The sequence below is a fragment of the Arenibacter troitsensis genome (assembly GCF_900177645.1).
Classification (GTDB): Bacteria; Bacteroidota; Bacteroidia; order Flavobacteriales; family Flavobacteriaceae; genus Arenibacter; species Arenibacter troitsensis.
In genome coordinates, this window is sequence record NZ_FXAO01000001.1 from 711,812 (window position 1) to 726,623 (window position 14,812).

Annotated in this window: 17 protein-coding genes; 6 read left to right on the forward strand and 11 right to left on the reverse strand. The window is 38.5% G+C overall.

Features of this window, described 5'->3' with window-relative positions:
* Positions 1–43 precede the first annotated feature (43 nt).
* The 5 genes from B9Y87_RS02860 to B9Y87_RS02880 are packed head-to-tail and all read right to left on the reverse strand — an operon-like array spanning position 44 to position 4,880.
* Positions 44–1,048: an AAA family ATPase gene (locus B9Y87_RS02860; protein ID WP_085495960.1), complete on the reverse strand. Its 1,005-nt coding sequence runs from the start codon at positions 1,046–1,048 to the stop codon at positions 44–46.
* A gap of 3 nt (positions 1,049–1,051) precedes the next feature.
* Entirely contained in the window at positions 1,052–2,263 is a 1,212-nt protein-coding gene (locus B9Y87_RS02865; RefSeq protein WP_085495961.1) for a DUF4350 domain-containing protein, read from the reverse strand.
* Complete coding sequence (locus B9Y87_RS02870; RefSeq protein WP_085495963.1) at positions 2,256–2,984, reverse strand: hypothetical protein; 729 nt, start codon at positions 2,982–2,984, stop codon at positions 2,256–2,258. Before B9Y87_RS02870 ends, B9Y87_RS02865 begins: the two co-directional genes overlap by 8 nt.
* Complete coding sequence (locus tag B9Y87_RS02875; RefSeq protein WP_085495965.1) at positions 2,981–3,931, reverse strand: hypothetical protein; 951 nt, start codon at positions 3,929–3,931, stop codon at positions 2,981–2,983. Before B9Y87_RS02875 ends, B9Y87_RS02870 begins: the two co-directional genes overlap by 4 nt.
* Complete coding sequence (locus B9Y87_RS02880; protein WP_085495967.1) at positions 3,900–4,880, reverse strand: stage II sporulation protein M; 981 nt, start codon at positions 4,878–4,880, stop codon at positions 3,900–3,902. Before B9Y87_RS02880 ends, B9Y87_RS02875 begins: the two co-directional genes overlap by 32 nt.
* Positions 4,881–4,918: 38 nt before the next feature.
* Here B9Y87_RS02880 and B9Y87_RS02885 point away from each other — a divergent pair, with 38 nt between their 5' ends.
* Both B9Y87_RS02885 and B9Y87_RS02890 read left to right on the forward strand, forming a co-directional pair.
* Positions 4,919–5,644: an RDD family protein gene (locus tag B9Y87_RS02885; protein ID WP_085495968.1), complete on the forward strand. Its 726-nt coding sequence runs from the start codon at positions 4,919–4,921 to the stop codon at positions 5,642–5,644.
* 3 nt (positions 5,645–5,647) lie between these two features.
* A complete protein-coding gene (locus B9Y87_RS02890) occupies positions 5,648–6,265 on the forward strand; it encodes a trimeric intracellular cation channel family protein (protein WP_085495970.1) in 618 nt (205 codons plus the stop codon).
* Positions 6,266–6,346: 81 nt separating this feature from the next.
* Here B9Y87_RS02890 and B9Y87_RS02895 read toward each other — a convergent pair whose 3' ends face one another.
* Entirely contained in the window at positions 6,347–7,063 is a 717-nt protein-coding gene (locus tag B9Y87_RS02895; protein WP_085495972.1) for a peptidylprolyl isomerase, read from the reverse strand.
* 186 nt (positions 7,064–7,249) lie between these two features.
* On the opposite strand from B9Y87_RS02895, the gene B9Y87_RS02900 reads away from it, so the two are divergent.
* Positions 7,250–7,804 (forward strand): NUDIX hydrolase, encoded by a 555-nt coding sequence (locus B9Y87_RS02900; RefSeq protein WP_317045105.1) that lies wholly within the window; start codon positions 7,250–7,252, stop codon positions 7,802–7,804.
* A gap of 39 nt (positions 7,805–7,843) precedes the next feature.
* A complete protein-coding gene (locus tag B9Y87_RS02905; protein ID WP_072862383.1) occupies positions 7,844–8,647 on the forward strand; it encodes a lysophospholipid acyltransferase family protein in 804 nt (267 codons plus the stop codon).
* Here B9Y87_RS02905 and B9Y87_RS02910 read toward each other — a convergent pair.
* Together B9Y87_RS02910 and B9Y87_RS02915 are read right to left on the reverse strand one after the other, a co-directional pair.
* On the reverse strand, positions 8,644–9,291 hold the full coding sequence (locus tag B9Y87_RS02910; RefSeq protein ID WP_085495974.1) for a hypothetical protein: 648 nt from the start codon (positions 9,289–9,291) through the stop codon (positions 8,644–8,646). The two genes, B9Y87_RS02905 and B9Y87_RS02910, sit on opposite strands and share 4 nt — an antisense overlap.
* 4 nt (positions 9,292–9,295) lie before the next feature.
* Positions 9,296–9,790: an RNA polymerase sigma factor gene (locus B9Y87_RS02915; RefSeq protein WP_072862384.1), complete on the reverse strand. Its 495-nt coding sequence runs from the start codon at positions 9,788–9,790 to the stop codon at positions 9,296–9,298.
* A gap of 252 nt (positions 9,791–10,042) precedes the next feature.
* On the opposite strand from B9Y87_RS02915, the gene B9Y87_RS02920 reads away from it, so the two are divergent.
* Positions 10,043–11,335, forward strand: a complete 1,293-nt coding sequence (locus tag B9Y87_RS02920; RefSeq protein WP_085495976.1) for an NAD(P)/FAD-dependent oxidoreductase — start codon at positions 10,043–10,045, stop codon at positions 11,333–11,335.
* 38 nt (positions 11,336–11,373) lie between these two features.
* Here the strand turns inward: B9Y87_RS02920 and xerD are convergent, their stop codons facing one another.
* Positions 11,374–12,273 carry a site-specific tyrosine recombinase XerD gene (gene xerD, locus B9Y87_RS02925; protein ID WP_085495978.1) on the reverse strand — a complete coding sequence of 300 codons (900 nt, stop codon included), beginning with the start codon at positions 12,271–12,273 and terminating at the stop codon, positions 11,374–11,376.
* 212 nt (positions 12,274–12,485) lie between these two features.
* Between xerD and aroQ the strand changes: the two genes are divergently transcribed.
* Entirely contained in the window at positions 12,486–12,911 is a 426-nt protein-coding gene (gene aroQ / locus B9Y87_RS02930) for a type II 3-dehydroquinate dehydratase (protein ID WP_085495980.1), read from the forward strand.
* Positions 12,912–13,015: 104 nt separating this feature from the next.
* Here aroQ and B9Y87_RS02935 read toward each other — a convergent pair whose 3' ends face one another.
* Positions 13,016–13,300: a DUF3817 domain-containing protein gene (locus B9Y87_RS02935; protein ID WP_085495981.1), complete on the reverse strand. Its 285-nt coding sequence runs from the start codon at positions 13,298–13,300 to the stop codon at positions 13,016–13,018.
* A gap of 95 nt (positions 13,301–13,395) precedes the next feature.
* Positions 13,396–14,787, reverse strand: a complete 1,392-nt coding sequence (gene lpdA, locus B9Y87_RS02940; RefSeq protein ID WP_085495983.1) for a dihydrolipoyl dehydrogenase — start codon at positions 14,785–14,787, stop codon at positions 13,396–13,398.
* Positions 14,788–14,812: the final 25 nt, after the last annotated feature.

Sequence of the window (14,812 nt, forward strand, 5' to 3'; positions counted from 1 at the left end):
ATAGGTGGCTATCGTGTATTTTATAGCCAATAAGTTTTGTCCGTTATCTTGGAATTTCAATGGTTTCCATAATTTGTTTAATCACTTTATCCGGAGTAAATCCTTCCATTTCCCTTTCAGGAGTCAATATAACTCTGTGCCCCAATATTGGGGTCGCCACTTTTTTAATATCATCGGGGGTTACAAAATCACGTCCGTTGATGGCGGCCAAAGCTTTGGAGGCGTCCATGATAGCTATGGAGGCTCTAGGGGAGGCTCCAAGATATAGGTTGGCATTGTTACGTGTATTATGGACAATTCCTGCTATATACTTCATTAGATTGTCCTCTATAATAATTTCCTTGATAACCTCTTGATAACTGGCTATTTGGTCTGCGCTAAGTACCGAAGTTATTAAGCTTTCCAAGTTTTTATTTTTTTGATGATGTTTGCTTTCCAAAATCGCTATCTCTTCCTCCAGGGATGGATAGTTCACTTTTATTTTAAACAGGAAACGGTCCAATTGGGCTTCGGGAAGTCGGTAGGTACCTTCCTGTTCAATAGGATTTTGGGTGGCAAATACCAAAAATGGCGGCGACATTTCATAAGTAAGTCCATCCATGGTAATTTGCCGTTCGGCCATAGCTTCAAACAAGGCTGCCTGGGTTTTGGCAGGAGCTCGGTTTATTTCATCTATCAAAATAATATTGGAAAATAAAGGACCTTTTTTAAATTCAAATTCCGAGGTCTTCACATTAAAAATGGATGTGCCCAAAATATCGCTTGGCATTAGATCTGGTGTAAATTGTATTCTGCTGAAGTCTACGTTCAATGTCTTTGCCAGGAGTTTGGCTGTCACGGTTTTTGCTACTCCCGGTACCCCCTCAATTAATGAATGTCCATTGGCCAGGATAGAAATAATGAGCAATTCGATCATTTCCTGTTGCCCAATGATAACGCTTCCCAATTCGGTTTTTATTTGTGCCACCGACTCTTGTAGCTGGCCTAGGTCTATTCTGTTTGTAAATTCCAACGGCCTGTAGTCTTCCCCTTGCTGACTTTCTTCCATGTATTATTTTTTAAATTGATTTATTTTTTTGTTCAATTGAACCACATCCTGTTCACTGTGATGTTTTTTATTGTTAAGATGCACTATCAGATCTAAAAGTTCTTTGACTTCCAATAGTGGTTTGCCCGATTTTGCTGCAAGATCCATGGCGGTTTTTTCCTTTATGGATTCGGTATTTAGTTGATATTGACTTCTGATATGCTCCAAGAAAAAATTTATCTTTTTATGGATCAAATCTGTATAGTCCCTATGCTCATAATATAGCCCCCCTACGGTTTTGGCAAATTCAATGGACGAATTATCCAAAGGAGTAATCACCGGAATAATCCGTTGCTCCCTTTTGGCCTTGAATATTATAAAAATTAATAGTCCTAACATACCTAAGTAATAGGCCCACCTTAGGGATACTTGATTAAGTATAAAGCGCATGGGGGAATCTATTACTATCCGTCCGGATTTTTTATAATTATCCCAATATACATCCAAATCCTTAAGATAGGCAAAAGCATTTGCTGCATAGTCCTTATTGCCTCTTAGCATATAATAGTTGGTAAACGCTTGAGGAGTGGTATTCAGGTAAAAATGGCCCTTACCGAATCTTACCTTTACAAAATTGGGACTCATGGTCATTTTATTGGATTCTGAAGATAAAGTTCCCTGTTCCGATTTAAAGTTAATATACCCTAAAACCGTTGTGTTTAATGTATCCACGGAAGAAAAATGGGTATTGTATACTCCGCGCTTTAAGGGATAATTTTGTTTGGAAAATGAATTGTTGGTAAGATGGATCAGCATGGTATCCTCTTTTATAGAGTATTGGGTTTCTACTTCAATATTCAAGGTGTCTGCCAAATAGGTGCCAAAGCTGGAAGCGGCAATAAAGGTGTCATTGCCATCATGAACGTATTGAAGTAATTTGAAAGCTTCCTGTTTGTCCAGGTCCAGAAAATCATTGATCAATAAATAGTTGGAGGTTGTGCTGGAATCCCTTTTAGCAAGCATGTTGTACAAACTTTCACTGGTAGTGTGTATTTTTTGTTCTGGGAATAGATTGGGAAGTTCATGGAACAATACATAGCACCCAAAAGGTATTTTGTCCGAGGAAGTATATGATGGTCGCCAGTTTAAGGGTTTGGGGCGTACAACTTCGGTTACTATAATGCCAACAAGTACAGCTAGAAACAACCAAAGGATTATTTTGGAACGCTTATCCATGGGCACTTATGTTGTTAAGGTTGGTAAACGTAATCTGGGCGGCTCGGTATTTTTGATCGTCTATTTCCTGTTCCCCGTACCAGATATGGTCGTATAAATAGGAAACATCTTTAAATAGTAGCCTTATTTTAGGAGCTATTATTTCTTTTTCGTAGTCCAGATTGGTTTTTTCATAATGCCATTCAATGATCTGATGTTGGGACAGTGTTTTTAATACTTTTAGATACTGATAGCGTATGGCCAGTCTGTAATTATTTTGTTGTATGGCATCAGTTATCAAAGCATCCAAATCCAGGCTTTCTATATGTTCCTCGGCCAGGTTCAGATTTATGGTTGCAGTCTCCTTTTTCCTAAATAAGGCTGAGGCGTTTTCTCCGGTAAGGAATCTTATTAACAGGTATATGGCCAAAACGCCCATTAAGCCATAAATAAGGTACTCCAGCAGTTGTGTAATTTCCGGGGGAATGTCAATACCAAAAACATCCCTGAGTCCGTTCATAACCCATGTAAGAAAACGGGCCAGTAAATTTTGTGATTCACCATCCTTGACGTCGTAATTAAACTCCTTTCCCTGATATTTTTGGATAAGATCTTCATCCAAACTTCGCAATACCAATTTACTGTTGGTATCTTCAGTTAAGGGTACCGAATCTTTTAGCCCTTGGGCCAACCCAAAGAACAAATTAAAAAAACAATAAAGGGTTGCGGTTAATCTTATCACTGGTCTTGAAGTCCTATTTGGTCTATTTTACTTCTTGAATTTAGATTGTAAGTTTTTTCGTGTAGGGAAAAGTACAACAGCCCATTTACAAACTGCGATAAACATTGCGAATAAACCGCAATTATCAGGAATAGGCAGGTGCCCAAGGTATAAATGATGGTGGGTATCACAGTAGCACCTAGATCAACATCGTTTTGAACAACGTGAAAGGTGTATATCCCGATTAGAATCCCAGGAATCATAATGACCACCATGAACAAAAGACCAATTAAGAACCCTAGGATAAAATTAACCCCTACGGATCTCCAAAAATTTTTGGTCACCAAGTTCCAACCTTCCCCAAGGGCATCGGTAACACCTCGTTTTTCTTTCAACATTACAAAGAAGGATACTCCTACCCAGGCCATTACGAAGTATTGAATTACATATTGTGCAAGCATACCTGCCAAGGGTATAAAAGTCAAGATTATGGCTGCGATCATAATTCCAAAAAACAGTAACATCAAAATCAGAATAAAAACAATGATGCTTCCGAGATTTTTTTTAACTTCTTCCCAAACCTCGGTTTTCTCAAAATTCTGCCCTCTGCGTTCTTCGTATTTTATCATATATGAAGTGCTGAGACTATAATTTAACACAGCCACCATTAAAAAAATAACAAAGAACAAAATACCTCCAAAGATAAAGTACATAATATAGGCTTCACTGCCGGAACCTACTACATCCAAGACTGTATTTTGGTTATTGGTGATAAGTCCAATTACCCCGGATACCAACAAATAACTAACAACCAATAGTCCTATTAGAAAAATACCATTGTAGCTTAGAAAAACATTGGTGAATTTTTTAAGATTTTGTTTAAAGAATTCGAAGTAAACATTGATGATATCCCCAAAGTCCCTATTAACTCTTAGTTCAATAAATTTTTCCTGATTTTCGACTTGCATAAGATTGGTTTAACAAAATGGGATAAATGATATAATAAAAAACAACTAGCAATAAAGAGCTGCCTATAATTAAAAACGCCAACCAAGCGGGCATATTGGAATAGCGGGTAATAAACCCTTCTATAAAACCGGCAATTATAAAAAAGGGAATGGTGCTGACCACTACCTTTAATCCGTCCTTGGCTCCTTTCATAAAGGAAACCCTTCTAGAATAGGTTTTGGGAAACAGAATGCTATTGCCCATGATCAATCCTGCACAGCCGGCAATAATGATAACCGAAATTTCTATGGTCCCATGTAGCCAAATCTGCTTGTTTGCCTGATAAAAGACATCCTGAGTGTAAAAAAAAGTAATGAAAGCCCCTAGCATTACACCATTGCTAAACAGAATATAAGCAGTGCCGATACTGGTAATTACACCAAATGAAAAGGCCATAAAGGCTACTTTGATATTGTTGATGGTAATTCCTAAAAAAGTGCCAATTTCACTACCTCCCTTATATATGGCAGTAGGGTCTCCGCTGGCAATATTGTTGAGGGTTTCGTTAACATAGGCATCACCCAAGATCAACCTTACAAAGGTATCGTCGTTCATAGCTGAAATACTGCCTATAGCACTCGCGATCATAAAGATTAGAAAGGCGATGCCCAAGGTTTTATGATATTGCCTAAAGAATAGTGGGAATTCCGTTTTCCAAAATTCCACTATTCTGTTCCTGCTCTCCTTTTTGTTCTTATAAATTTTTTGATGTGCCTGGGATGCCAAGGAGTTTAAGTACAATAATGTCTTACTTTCGGCGTAATAAGTCTGTGCGTAGGCGAGGTCGTTGGTCAATTGGATGTAACCATTGGCAAGTTCGTCCGGACTAATGTGGGCATTATAGTTGATAGCCTTTTCAAATGCTATCCATTTTTCCTTATTTTGCTTCACAAAAGCTGCCTCACGCATACTGGGATAATCCTTTAAAAAATAAAAATAGTACTAATATGTCCAAACTTCAAATCAATACAACGCAAAATGTAAACCTGGATTATAAAATTGTTGGAATTGGTGAAAGGATCGTGGCTTTTTTAATCGACGGGTTTATACTATATCTCTACGCCATACTAGTGCAGTTGATAGGAAGGGCCATAGGTTATGTGTATGATGATAGTTGGACACAAATAGGGTTGGTAAGCCTTATTTTTCTTCCGGCCATGTTTTATAGCTTACTATTGCACTCACTTTTCAATGGTCAAACGGTGGGGAAAATGCTAATGAAAATAAGGGTGGTGAGATTGGACGGATCCCCTGTACATTGGTCAAATTTATTGGTTAGGTGGATGCTCCGGGTTGTGGATATTTGGCTCTTCTTTGGGTCTGTGGGATTATTGACGATTTTATTTACGGATAAAAAACAAAGGTTAGGGGACGCTGCTGCCGGTACCGTGGTTATAAGTACTAAAAATACAGTGAAAATTTCACATACTATTTTGGAAGAAGTAGAGGAAACCTATGCCCCTAAGTTTACCAATGTTACCTTATTGACCGATAAGGATGTACGTCTCATAAAGGAAACCTACCAAATTGCTAAAAATAGTCACGACTACAGGACAATGAAGGCCTTGAGGGATAAGGTGGAAAGTGTTTTGAATTCCAATTCGGACCTATATGACGTGCAATATATTGATACAGTATTAAAAGATTATAATTTTTATACCCAAAAATCATAGCCCATGCTCTATTTTATAATTGATATATTAGGAATAATTTCCTTTGCCATTTCTGGAGTTTTGGTGGCTATGGACAAAAAATTGGATCTTTTTGGGGTCTTTATCATAGCTTTTGTAACGGCAACCGGGGGTGGTACTTTACGGGATTTGTTAATTGGCAATACACCAGTATTGTGGATGCAGGAACCCACCTATGTTTATGTGATAGCCGGAACCGTTGTTTTTGCTATAATTTTCAGGAATCAATTAAAATATGTACGCAGGTCACTGTTTCTTTTTGATACTATTGGAATAGGCCTCTACACCATGGTTGGCATTTCCCATGGGTTACAAGCGGGCTTGCCACCGGTAATGTGCATAGCCCTTGGTACTATAACAGCTTGTTTTGGAGGGGTAATACGCGATATATTATGTAATGAAATACCTGTAATATTTAGAAAGGAAATTTATGCCACGGCCTGTATAATGGGTGGTGTTAGCTTTTTCTTTATTCGAAAATTGCCCTATGATGATGCATATGCCTATGTAGCTACCATATTGATCGTCATTGGGGTCCGATTGCTTGCGGTTAGATTCAAGATATCCCTTCCAAGTATCTACCGCAGTGTCAAGGAAGGGTAGTTGTTTTTATGGATAGTGTGTAAGTAGGGGGTAGGACTAGGACCGCTTACTACATATCAATTTATAATAATTTATCCCCTATTAAAAAGCTTCGGCTTTTAGAATATAAATATTCTGGGAAGGCCAATCCCCATTGTCCACAGGTTGGCTGTTTATTTTGTCTACCACATCCATGCCGTCTATTACCCTTCCAAATGGGGTGTATCCACCATCCAAGTGATAGGAGCCCGGTTTGGTGACCACTATAAAGAATTCGTAGGGAGATGCCAATTTATGGGGGTTGTTGATTTCACTGCTTGGCATGGATACTACTCCCCTGTGGTGTTTGTGCCCTTTTCTTGTATCGGGAGGCAAAAGATATCGTCCAATTTTTGACCTTTTTTCCGCTGTTTCCACATTATCGGCATTGCCACCTTGAATTATAAAGTTTTTAACCACTCTATGGAAATAGGTATTATTAAAATACCCCATTTTGGTAAGGTAGATAAAGTTGGCTTTATGATAGGGGACATTGTTGAACAGTTCTATGGTAATTTCCCCTAGGCTAGTAGTTAGTTTTACTTTGTTTTCCTTTAAGGTTTTGCTGTAATTGAAGAAAAACTCAATGGCATTATCCTCCGTTAGCTCAAAGGCCTCTTCTTCTTTTTTAACAACTTTTACTGGGACCTCTGGAACAATGCTATCTTTTTTAATATTGTTTTGGGGAAGCTGGTTTGCTTTGGTTGTCGGCTGATCTCTGCAGCTCCCCAAAAGAACCATAAACAATACTGCAAAAAGTGAAAATTCTTTAAGTGACATGTAATTTGTATTATATTAAAATGAGTGTTAAATGCCTATTATCGCCCGAGTGTTGGTTGTTTTTTAATTAATTTGCCGAAAAATACAAAAATAGAATTTGTGCATTTTGATGATTTTTCCAACAGAGTATCAAAAATAGAAAATCTAGAACTTCCTGGGAGTGCTTCGCATTATAAAATGGCTCCAATGTTCAGGATAAAAGAGTTGGAGTCCGGTAAAATTGTCAAGAAAAACCCTAAGTTGGCTGCAGTAATGGCGCTTTTTTATCCTAATCTGGACTATCAGACCAACCTTCTTCTCATATTAAGAAATACGTATGAGGGAGTACATAGCAATCAGATAGCATTGCCCGGCGGCAAGGTAGAAAAGTTGGACCTAAATTTATTGGATACCGCCTTGCGAGAAACGCAGGAAGAAGTGGGGGCAGTTCGGGAGCATATTACGGTAATCCGATCCATGAGTGAGGTTTATATTCCTCCCAGCAATATTGAGGTTACTCCCTACCTTGGGCTCTATAAAAAAGAAAAACCGTTTTTACGACAGGCAGATGAAGTGGCGGCCATTGTTGAGGTTCCTTTGCATGATTTTATGGATGACAAGAAAATTTTTCATCAAATTTTGAATACTTCCTATGCACGGAATGTAGAGGTACCGGCCTTTAAATTAAATGGTTATACGGTCTGGGGGGCAACGGCAATGATGTTGAATGAGATTAAGGAATTGTTTAAACAAGTGTTATAAGGTACTTATTTTGTAATTTTGAATGTTAACAAAAAAAATATGGGCCTGTTTAAGAAAAATCCGTTTGGACATAATTTATTTTTAAAGAAGTGGCTTATACGCATTCTGGCCGTTATCACGCACAAAAGATATAGGGGATTTAATACCATTGAAATTGAGGGTTCGGATATCATTAGAAAACTGCCACCTCAAAATGTCCTTTTTGTAAGCAACCATCAGACTTATTTTGCGGATGTGGTGGCCATGTTCCATGTCTTTAACGCCAGTTTAAGCGGTAGGGAAGATTCTATAAAAAATTTGGGATACATATGGCAGCCCAAATTGAATATGTATTACGTGGCGGCAGCGGAAACCATGAAAAAAAGCCTGTTGACAAAAATCTTGGCATATGCCGGCTCAATTAGTGTTGAGCGTACATGGAGGTCCGAAGGTCAGGACGTAAACAGACAGGTTAAAATGAGTGATATTTCCAATATTGGGACTGCCCTAAAGGATGGATGGGTCATTACCTTTCCCCAAGGTACCACAACTCCCTGGAAACCCTTACGTAAAGGAACTTCCCATATTATAAAGAAATATAGGCCCGTAGTGGTGCCTGTGGTCATAGACGGTTTTAGAAGATCTTTCGATAAAAAAGGATTGCGTATAAAAAAGAAAGGAATTCTTCAATCTATGGTAATCAAAGAACCGTTGGATATAGATTATGAGAATGAATCTTTCGATTCCATTATTGAAAAATTGGAATACGCCATCGAGCAACATCCTTCTTTTTTAAAGGTTATTCCCAAAAGTGAGTTAATGGCATACGAAGAGGAAAATAAAAAACGGAAATTCAGGGTCTAAATATCCATGTCCTTCAGTTCCTTATAGTTTTTCTTTAGTTTCTTTAAGAGTATTCCATAAAGTAAAAAATAAATACATCCCATTACTAGGGTAACAACTATTCCCAAAACAACCACGGTTGCTATCAAGGTGGTCTTTAATTGTTCCCGGCTGATATTTTCCGGTTGATAACTGTAGCCCATTGCAGCCATGGGATCTTCGTTCAAATATATACCTACGGCCATGACTATGAAGGATATGAATATCAGGGACAAACAAAATATGACGTAATACTTAACGGTCTTTCTGGTTTTTAAGATGTTGGACAACAATTTTTTGGCATTGTCCAAGGTTGATATTTCCTTATATCTTTTATAAAACTGAAAGATGAAAAAGAGCACCACGGTATATTGCACCACGTTGGAAATCAGAAGAAAATTCCCTAAGCCCAAATCTTTCCACACCGCCAAATTCTTGGACATAGAAGGAAGAAAGTATAAAAGGTGTGGTACCAAAAATTCAATAATACTTATTAAGAAAATCCATTTAACGATGGAAGAGGATTTCTTCCATATCATTTTATAGATCTCATCAAAGGACAGTTGCGGCAATTTCTTGTCATTCTTTTGCCAATCCCTTTTTAGTAATTCCAGTTCATCCATCATATGGCTAGGGATTTAAAATGGTTTTTAATTTGTTTTTTATTCGGTTCATTTTCACTCTGGCATTTACCTCGGTAATACCCAAGGTTTCCGCTATTTCCCTATAGTCTTTGTCTTCCAGGTAAAGAAAGACCAAGGCCTTGTCTACATCCCCTAATTGCCGTACCGCATTGTACATCAGTTTAAGTTGTTGTTCCTCGGTAGGGTCATATTCGTCTGCTGTTATTTTAAACATGACCGACTCATAATCTTGGGTAGGTATGCTTTTTTTGGATTTTCTATATAATGTTATAGCCGTATTCAAAGCAACTCTATACATCCAAGTACTAAATTTGGATTCTCCCCTAAATTTGGGATAGGCTTTCCATAATTGAATCGTTATTTCCTGGAACAAATCATTATGGGAGTCCCGATCATTGGTGTACAATGTACAGACCTTATGCACAATATTCTGATTGTGCTCCAATTCCGTTACAAATTGATGTTCCAAATCTTTGGTCACTCGGTTCTAGTAGTTAGTTGATAGTTAGTAGTAGAAAATATGTTTTTGTTACAACTAATATTTTTTAAAAGCGAATAATTTAAAATTATTGCAGATTCGCTTCAATGCACAATATAGTTCATCTATCTTTTTGAAATTATAGTTGGTTATAGTTGTGTCCCGTTTTATTTATGAAAATTTAAATATGTTTAAATCCAATATTCTTCTTCTTGATTAGTTTGTGAATGTTTAAATTTACCCATATTTACGTATATGAATATTCCTAAGACTAGTTTTCCAAGAATTGTTATCATAGGTGGTGGTTTTGCAGGTATTTCCATTGCCAAAGGATTGAAAAATAAAGAAGTACAGGTGGTACTCCTGGATAAACATAATTATCATACTTTTCAGCCCTTGCTTTATCAAGTATCTACTGGGGGCTTGGAGCCCGATTCCATTGCTTATCCCATTAGAAAAGTTTTAAAGGGCTATTCCAACTTCTTCTTTAGATTGGCCAATGTTGAGGAAATAAGAACCGGAGAAAATACCATTGTGACCAATATAGGTTCCCTGGAATATGATTATTTGGTAATTGCCACTGGTTCTGAAACAAATTATTACGGGAATAGGGAGATTGAAATTAATAGTATGGCCATGAAAACCATACCCCAGTCTTTAAATCTTAGAAGTTTAATACTGGAAAACTTTGAGCAGGCACTTCTTACCGATCAATATCATGAAAGGGATGCCCTTATGAATTTCGTTATTGTTGGGGGAGGGCCTACGGGGGTGGAACTTGCAGGTGCCTTGGCGGAAATAAAAAAAGGGATTCTGCCAAAGGATTATCCGGATCTGGATACCAGAAGGGTACAAATTCATATCATTCAATCCGGAGATCGCATCCTTAAGGAAATGAGTGAAAAAGCTTCCCAAAAGGCGGAGGATTTTTTGGAGGGACTTGGTGTTCAAATATGGAAAAATACCAGGGTAACGGGCTATGATGGTAAAACGGTTACCACGGATACAGATGTTGATTTTGAAACTGCTACCCTAGTTTGGGCGGCTGGTGTAAAAGGGGTGGAAATTAAAGGTTTGAATGCCAAAGATCTTTTGGTAGGAGGAAGTAGAATTCCGGTAGATGAATTCAATAAGGTTAAAGGCCATAACAATATTTTTGCTGTGGGGGATGTAGCCTGTATGCAGACCGAAGCTACTCCGAAAGGGCACCCTATGATGGCCCAGCCCGCATTGCAACAAGGAAGGAACCTTGGGGAGAACCTAGTTCGATTGTTGGAAAACAAGCCCTTAGAGCCCTTCGTTTACAGGGACAAGGGCAGTATGGCCACTATTGGGAGGAACAAGGCCGTGGTAGATATGAAGAATATTAGGTTCCAAGGTGTTTTTGCCTGGTTTGTTTGGATGTTCGTGCACCTGTTCTTTCTTATCGGGTTCAGGAATAGAATGGTGGTCTTTGTGAACTGGGTTTATAATTATGTTCGGTTCGATAGGGAGGCCCGATTGATCATAAGGCCATTTAATAGAAATTACAACGCCTTTAAGGATTAGGAGTAAGAAACCTAAAGTATAATTGTCCAATCCTATTGCTACCCTTTTCTGGGATGGTATCTATTCATTACTTCGGCCAAATGTGTGCGATCAACATGCATATAAACTTCGGTTGTGGTAATGCTCTCATGGCCGAGCATTTGTTGAATGGCCCTCAAATCGGCCCCATTCTGCAATAAGTGGGTGGCAAAGGAATGTCTAAAGGTATGGGGACTTATGCTTTTTTTAAGCCCTATATCCTGTGCAAGCTGTTTTATAACGGTAAATATCATGGCTCGGGTCAACTTATTTCCTCGACGGTTTAAAAAAAGGATATCTTCAGCCCCCTTTTTAATGGTCAAATGTATTCGTATTTCCTTTCTATAGATATTGATGTATTTTTTGTTGATTTCGCTTATGGGCACAAAACGCTGCTTGTCGCCTTTTCCAGTAACCTTGATAAAATCCTCCTCAAAATAAAGGTCCGATAATTTTAAGTCCAATAGCTCGGAAACCCTTAGTCCACAGCCATAGAGTGTTTCCAAAATGGCCCTATTGCGCTCTCCTTCCGGTTTGGAAAGATCTATGGCCCCGATGAGGGCATTAATTTCTTCTTCGGAAAGCGTATCCGGGAGTTTGCGGCCAACTTTGGGGGATTCTATCAATTCCATGGGATTGTCTTGGCGATAATCCTCGAAGACCAAATAATTGAAAAAGCTTTTTAAGCCCGATATTACTCTAGCTTGAGACCTTGGGTTCACATTTTTTGCCAGTTCGTAAATAAATTGTTGTACCGTACTTTTATCAATATTTATGGGTGTTTCCACAATTTGATGGCTTTCCAGGAAAAGTATTAACTTCTCAACATCCAAAACATAATTGCTAATGGAATTCTTGGAAAGACCTCGTTCCAAATTTAGGTAATGTTGAAAATCGTGAAGGGCTTGATTCCATTTCATAGCCTAAATATAATGGACTTTTTTGGGTTGAAATAATATATGCTCATTAACTCTTAAACTGATTAAATTGATATAAGTTTTTTTTTGGAGGGTGGAATTGGTTTGTGACAAAGGATTGTTTAGGAAACTACAATGGATCTAATCCTTTTAAATGTTGGATTAATACTCTGTGGTCTCTTTTTTTATGCATTACTATTTCTTACATTTATCCCATGAAGATTATCATTATCAACGGACCAAACCTTAACCTTTTGGGCAAACGAGAGCCGGAGGTTTACGGAAAAACAACTTTTGAGGAGTATTTTGCTACCTTGCAATTCAAGTTTAAAGAGGTGCAATTGGAATATTATCAGTCCAATATAGAAGGGGAAATCATAAATAAATTACACGATTGTGGTTTTGAAGGATATCAAGGCATTGTTTTGAATGCCGGTGCATATACCCACACTTCCATTGGTATTGGAGATGCCATAAAAGGAATAACCACGCCTGTAGTAGAGGTACATATCAGCAATACCTTTGGGCGGGAGGATTTTAGACATACCTCCTATATTTCCCCAGTGGCCAAAGGGGTAATTTTGGGCTTTGGTCTAAAAAGTTACAACCTGGCAATTCATAGTTTTTTGAATGTAGACTAGGGTCGTGGATTGGATAAAAAATAGCTACCCAAGTGGAATACCATCATTAAACAATACCAGGGATGTACACTGCTGACTACTGAATATTGTTCACTGATTACTGTCTAAGTCAGTTGTGGCTTTAGATACTTCTTGTCAACATAAAAAGTACCAAATGGAACAAGGGAGGCAATGAATAGAATGGCAAACATTTTTAGGTCCCATTTTTTTTCTACACAGACCACGATTGCCAAAACTACATATGCCATGAACAGAAATCCATGGGCATAGCCAATATAGATATTGGGTTCAGGTATTTGGGCCATATATTTTAAAGGCATTCCAATGCCAAAAAGCAATAGATAGGAAATACCTTCAAGAATTGCGGTCAAACTAAAAATTTTCAACATTACTTTTTGGGTCAGTTTCGAAATAAAATTATTTTTTAAGACCCGTTAGGATATAGGGCTAACGGGTCTAAATTTTTAAGGAAGAGAGCCTGGTTTTATATGTGTATTACTTCCCCGTAGGCATGTGCTACAGCCTCCATTACCGCTTCACTCATGGTAGGGTGGGGATGCACGGCTTTCAGGATTTCATGGCCTGTAGTCTCCAATTTACGTGCAACTACTGCTTCTGCAATCATGTCCGTAACTCCTGCACCGATCATGTGGCATCCTAGCCATTCGCCGTATTTGGCATCAAAAATTACTTTTACAAAGCCTTCCTTGTTACCGGAAGCACTGGCTTTTCCACTAGCTGAGAATGGGAATTTACCAACTTTTATTTCATATCCTTTTTCAATAGCCTGTTTTTCCGTAAGTCCAACAGAAGCTATTTCAGGAGAGCAGTAGGTGCACCCGGGAATGTTGCCATAGTCCAAGGGTTCCACGTGCATATCCGCAATTTTCTCCACACAAAGTATTCCTTCTGCCGATGCAACGTGGGCCAAGGCTTGCCCGGGTGTTACATCGCCAATGGCGAAGTATCCGGGAATATTGGTCTGATAATAATCGTTTACCAAAATTTTATCCCTATCCGTGGCGATACCAACATTTTCCAAACCAATATTTTCAATATTGGTCTTAATGCCCACGGCAGACAATACGATATCGGCCTCTAGGATTTCTTCTCCCTTGCTTGTTTTAACGGTGGCCTTCACTCCTGCACCGGAGGTGTCTACCTTGGTTACTTCGGAAGAGGTCATAATTTTTATTCCCGTCTTTTTAAGACTGCGCTCCAATTGTTTGGAAACTTCTTCGTCCTCTACCGGTACAACGTTTGGCAAGAACTCCACTACGGTTACTTCTGTGCCCATGGCGTTGTAGAAATAGGCAAATTCGATACCTATGGCCCCACTACCCACAACAAGCATTTTCTTTGGTTGCTTGTCCAAGGACATGGCCTCCCGGTAGCCTATAATTTTTTTGCCATCCTGTGGTAAACTTGGCAGTTCCCTGCTACGTGCACCTGTAGCAATAATTATGTTGTTGGCCGAATACTCTGTTTCTTTGCCGTCATCGGACTTTACACTTATTTTTTTTCCTGGCTTTAGGGTACCATAACCCTTAATGACTTCAATTTTATTTTTTTTCATCAAAAATTGAACGCCCTTGCTCATTCCTTCTGCAACGTTCCTACTTCTCTTGACTACGGCATTAAAGTCCTTGTCCACGCCTTCGGCCTTTAGTCCGTAATCGGCTGCATGGAGCAAATATTCGAAAACCTGAGCGGATTTCAATAATGCTTTGGTAGGGATGCATCCCCAATTTAAACAAACGCCACCTAGATTTTCCTTTTCTATAATGGCAGTCTTAAATCCCAATTGAGAGGCTCTGATTGCGGCTACATAACCTCCAGGACCACTACCTAATACAATAATATCAAAATTGCTCATTTATATTTTTTTTGGTAAATAAATT

What these genes read in the sequence shown, in the direction of transcription:
- B9Y87_RS02860 (WP_085495960.1), bottom strand. Translation starts at nt 1,048, where the DNA reads ATGGAAGAAAGTCAGCAAGGGGAAGACTACAGGCCGTTGGAATTTACA.
- B9Y87_RS02865 (WP_085495961.1), bottom strand. Translation starts at nt 2,263, where the DNA reads ATGGATAAGCGTTCCAAAATAATCCTTTGGTTGTTTCTAGCTGTACTT.
- B9Y87_RS02875 (WP_085495965.1), bottom strand. Translation starts at nt 3,931, where the DNA reads ATGCAAGTCGAAAATCAGGAAAAATTTATTGAACTAAGAGTTAATAGG.
- B9Y87_RS02880 (WP_085495967.1), bottom strand. Translation starts at nt 4,880, where the DNA reads ATGCGTGAGGCAGCTTTTGTGAAGCAAAATAAGGAAAAATGGATAGCA.
- B9Y87_RS02885 (WP_085495968.1), top strand. Translation starts at nt 4,919, where the DNA reads ATGTCCAAACTTCAAATCAATACAACGCAAAATGTAAACCTGGATTAT.
- B9Y87_RS02890 (WP_085495970.1), top strand. Translation starts at nt 5,648, where the DNA reads ATGCTCTATTTTATAATTGATATATTAGGAATAATTTCCTTTGCCATT.
- B9Y87_RS02895 (WP_085495972.1), bottom strand. Translation starts at nt 7,063, where the DNA reads ATGTCACTTAAAGAATTTTCACTTTTTGCAGTATTGTTTATGGTTCTT.
- B9Y87_RS02900 (WP_317045105.1), top strand. Translation starts at nt 7,250, where the DNA reads ATGTTCAGGATAAAAGAGTTGGAGTCCGGTAAAATTGTCAAGAAAAAC.
- B9Y87_RS02905 (WP_072862383.1), top strand. Translation starts at nt 7,844, where the DNA reads ATGGGCCTGTTTAAGAAAAATCCGTTTGGACATAATTTATTTTTAAAG.
- B9Y87_RS02910 (WP_085495974.1), bottom strand. Translation starts at nt 9,291, where the DNA reads ATGATGGATGAACTGGAATTACTAAAAAGGGATTGGCAAAAGAATGAC.
- B9Y87_RS02920 (WP_085495976.1), top strand. Translation starts at nt 10,043, where the DNA reads ATGAATATTCCTAAGACTAGTTTTCCAAGAATTGTTATCATAGGTGGT.
- xerD (WP_085495978.1), bottom strand. Translation starts at nt 12,273, where the DNA reads ATGAAATGGAATCAAGCCCTTCACGATTTTCAACATTACCTAAATTTG.
- aroQ (WP_085495980.1), top strand. Translation starts at nt 12,486, where the DNA reads ATGAAGATTATCATTATCAACGGACCAAACCTTAACCTTTTGGGCAAA.
- B9Y87_RS02935 (WP_085495981.1), bottom strand. Translation starts at nt 13,300, where the DNA reads ATGTTGAAAATTTTTAGTTTGACCGCAATTCTTGAAGGTATTTCCTAT.
- lpdA (WP_085495983.1), bottom strand. Translation starts at nt 14,787, where the DNA reads ATGAGCAATTTTGATATTATTGTATTAGGTAGTGGTCCTGGAGGTTAT.